The organism is Polaromonas sp. P3_C2 (assembly GCF_056402675.1).
This window is the reverse complement of record NZ_JBFUGX010000423.1, coordinates 1-3734: the sequence shown is the minus strand read 5'-3', so window position 1 is coordinate 3734 and position 3734 is coordinate 1. Positions and strand designations below refer to the sequence as shown.

The following is a 3734-nucleotide window of genomic DNA, read 5'->3' as shown; positions in this document are numbered from 1 at the left end:
AGGCAGAAGCCTGGCCCCCGTCACGGTGACAGGCACACGCGATCGCGCCAGCCAGACCTACCAGAGCGGCATTACCAGTGTCGGCAAGATGCCCGTGCCGGCCAAGGACGTTCCCCAGTCGCTGACGGTCGTCAACGAAAAGCTGATGCATGACCAGGGCAAGGACAGCTTCAAGAGCGCACTCGAAAACGTCGTCGGCATCACCTTTGAAGCCGGCGAAGGCRGCCGGGTCGGCGACAACATCCGCATTCGCGGCTTCAGCGCGGCGGGCGACATCTACACCGACGGCATGCGCGACATTGCGCAGTACAACCGCGACAACTTCAACACCGAGCGCGTGGAAGTGCTTCGCGGCGCGGCCTCCATGCTGTTTGGCCGCGGTTCCACCGGCGGCGTGATCAACCAGGTCAGCAAGCAAGCCCGCCTGATCACCGAGCACGAAGTGAACGCCACCGTCGGCACCAAAGGCTATCAGCGCTACCAGGGCGACTTCAATTTCAAACTCGACGACGACGCAGCTTTGCGCATCAACGCCATGGCCACCGATGGCGATGGCCGCGGCGAAAATGCCAGCGCCTCCACCCATCGCCGCGGCCTGGCCCTGGACTACCGCTTCGGCATCGGCACAGCGAACGAATTTGAAATCAGCTACTACCACCTGCACTACAACGACAAGCCCGACTGGGGCTTTGCGTGGTTTAACAGCCGCCCTGCACCAGGCACCGACAAATATTGGTATGGCCTCAACACCGACTTCCAGAACGACAAGGCCGACGCTGTCACACTGAGCCATACCCACCGATGGACCGACGGCAGCAGCCTGAAAACCACGGTGCGCGACGGCTACTACTCACGCACGCTWCGCGCCACGCAGGCCAGCTTTGCCGCCGGCACAACCCTGGCCAACCTGAACGCCAACACGGTGGTGAGCCGCGGCGCCACCAGCGCCGGCAATGCCAAGGCGGGCAACGAACACCACACATTCCTGCAAACCGACTACCTCACGACCACTCAGTGGTTTGGCCGCAAGAACAGCCTGCTGATCGGCGCCGAGTACGCCGTGGAAAATTCTGACCGCCTCAGCTACCCCCTCCTGACGGGGGCCAAGCCGACCACCACTGTGGGCAATCCCATCAGCACCGGCATCGGGGGCAATTACACGCAGAGGCTGGAAACGGCATTCAAGGCCACTACGCTGGGCCTGTACATGCAGGACACGATTGACCTCACGCAGTACTGGAAACTGGTTGCCGGCCTGCGCGTGGACAACTTCAAGGCCGACTACCAACGGCCCACCGGCATACCACCCAACAACGGGACGCTCGCCAGATCCGACAGCCTGCTGAGCAAACGGCTGGGCGTGATATATCAGCCGACCGATGAGGTCAGCTACTACGCCGCCTATGGCACGTCGTTCAATACCTCCGGCGACCTGTATCAGTTCGACCCGAACTCTGCCAACACGCCGCCCGAGAGCAGCCGCAACATGGAAATTGGCGCCAAGTGGGAGCTCTACGGCGGTGACCTGTCACTGCGCGCAGCCCTGGCCCGCACAGAGAAGTACAACGAGCGCAACACCGACATCGACACGAGCACCAACTCTTACCTGTTGTCCGGCAAGCGGCACACCGATGCGCTGGAATTTGAGGTCGCCGGCCGCATCACGCCCCAGTGGGATGTCTTTGCAGGCATCGGTTTCCTGACGGCGAGAATCGACAAGACCGGCGCCACCGCCGAGATCGGACAAAACCCGGGGCTGAGCCCAAGCCGCCAGGCCAACCTGTTCACCACCTACCGCATCGGCGACAAGTGGCGTATCGGCGGCGGCTTCACCGCCGTCAGCACCAACAAGCCGGCCAATGCCGTCACGGCCACCAACCGGGTGCCGGGCTACGTGAAGGCCGACGCGCTGGTGGAATACCGCATCAATGAAAAAAACACCGTCAAGCTGAACATCGACAACCTGTTTGACAAGGTGTACTACAACACGTTGTACCGCGGCTTTGTGGCGCCCGGCGACGCACGCAGCGTGCGCGTAACGCTCACCAGCAAGTTCTGATTCAAAAGAACGTTTTCAAGGTTGGGCACCTGGGGGATACTCCGGGTGCCCATTTTTTTTCAGTCGCCTTTCGGGAAGCCCCACCATGCTGCTTCGCATTCAACAAGCCCTCAAGCCGGACGAACTCGCGCAGGTCCGCCAGCTGATCCTGGGCGCCGATTGGGCCGACGGCCGCATCACCGCCGGCAGCCAGAGCGGCACCGTCAAGAACAACCTGCAGCTGCCAGAAGAGCTGCCCGCCGCCCAGCAGGCGCGCCACATCGTGTCGGTGGCGCTGGCCCGTAATCCGATGTTCGTGACCGGGGCGCTGCCCAAATCGGTCTATCCGCCCCTCTTTAACCGCTACGGCGGCGACGCCAACAACTTCGGCAACCACATTGACAACGCGGTACGCACGCATGCCGCCACAGCACGGCACGTGCGCACCGATATTTCCTGCACACTGTTCCTGAGCGATCCGGCCAGCTATGACGGCGGCGAACTGGTCGTGCAAGACACCTACGGCGAGCAACGCATCAAGTTCGAGGCGGGCGACCTGGTCATGTACCCGGGCACATCGGTGCACCGCGTGGAGCCTGTCACGCGCGGTGAACGGCTGGCCTGCTTCTTCTGGATCGAAAGCATGGTGCGTTCCGATGCCCAGCGCCGGCTTTTGTATGAAATGGATATGGCCATTACCTCGCTGCGCCAAAAGGACCTGGAACGCTCAACCCCAGGTGCGGCCGAAGGTGCCGAGGTGGTACGGCTTACAGGCTGCTATCACAACCTGCTGCGGATGTGGGCTGAGGTTTAGGCGGTTGGAGCGCGTTTGTCCTGCATCGTGAAGGGTTTTAGCAACCCATCACCCCGATGGTGCCTCGCTCACCCCCAGAAACAGCCTTTTCGCTATCTAATTCATAGCTGCTTGCGCCCGCCCAGAAAGGCTTACTGCTGAATTTGGCTTCGAAAACAAGGCCAAAAATCCTCTGCAAATAGCTCGCACTTCCTGAAATCCGCATCTCATGATTGCAAATGCGATAGATTCGCATTTATAATCAACGCACCGATTGAATCAATCACCAGCCAAGCCCATCCATGATCGTTTGCGTCTGCCGCCGAATCTCCGACCGCGAAATTGCCCGCCATGCCCGAGCAGGCTTGGGCTTTGACGAGATCCAGTTCGAACTCGGCGTGGCCACCCAGTGCGGCCAGTGTGAAGGCTGCGCCCGCGACGTGGTGGCGCAGTGCAGCGCCAGCTGCCCGACGGCCAACATCAAGCTCGCCGCCCACACGCTGGAAGGCAGCCCATGGAACACCTTGCAACCTTCTCCCCAATACTGATTTCGGCCCTTCCTGTCAGCCTTGTGCTGGTGATAGGTTCCGCGTGGTGGATCTTCCGCCGCTAGTTTCCTGGTTGCCCTTTTGACCGAAACCGCGCCTCATGTGGCCATTCGCCCACCTATCTCCCTCTCGATGAACGCCACTTTCTCCACCGCACCACGCCCCGCCCCGCCGCGCCAGCCCCTCAGCCGCAATGCTGTTATCGCGCTCGTGGTAGTGGGCCTGCACGTGGGGTTCATCTGGGCGCTGCAAAGCGGCTTGTTGATGCGCGCCGCCGAAATCGTGATTCCTGCAGAAATCCTCACGCAATTCGTGGACCCGCCCGCCCCCAAGGTGGAGCCCGTCCCCCCTACCC

The 3734-nt window shown here is 61.6% G+C and carries 3 protein-coding genes and 1 pseudogene; all 4 read left to right on the top strand.

Going from position 1 to position 3734, the window contains the following annotated elements; all coding sequences use genetic code 11:
- A partial coding sequence (locus AC1DWI_RS16410) for a TonB-dependent receptor (protein WP_477725225.1) occupies window positions 1–2059 on the top strand: 2059 nt, incomplete at its 5' end.
- Between the two features lie 85 nt (window positions 2060–2144).
- Complete coding sequence (locus AC1DWI_RS16405) at window positions 2145–2852, top strand: Fe2+-dependent dioxygenase (protein WP_477671009.1); 708 nt, start codon at window positions 2145–2147, stop codon at window positions 2850–2852.
- Between the two features lie 281 nt (window positions 2853–3133).
- Entirely contained in the window at window positions 3134–3379 is a 246-nt protein-coding gene (locus AC1DWI_RS16400; protein WP_457278810.1) for a (2Fe-2S)-binding protein, read from the top strand.
- Between the two features lie 132 nt (window positions 3380–3511).
- Window positions 3512–3734 (top strand): annotated as a pseudogene (locus AC1DWI_RS16395) (energy transducer TonB); the annotation flags it as partial.

What these genes read in the sequence shown, in the direction of transcription:
- AC1DWI_RS16405 (WP_477671009.1), top strand. Translation starts at nt 2,145, where the DNA reads ATGCTGCTTCGCATTCAACAAGCCCTCAAGCCGGACGAACTCGCGCAG.
- AC1DWI_RS16400 (WP_457278810.1), top strand. Translation starts at nt 3,134, where the DNA reads ATGATCGTTTGCGTCTGCCGCCGAATCTCCGACCGCGAAATTGCCCGC.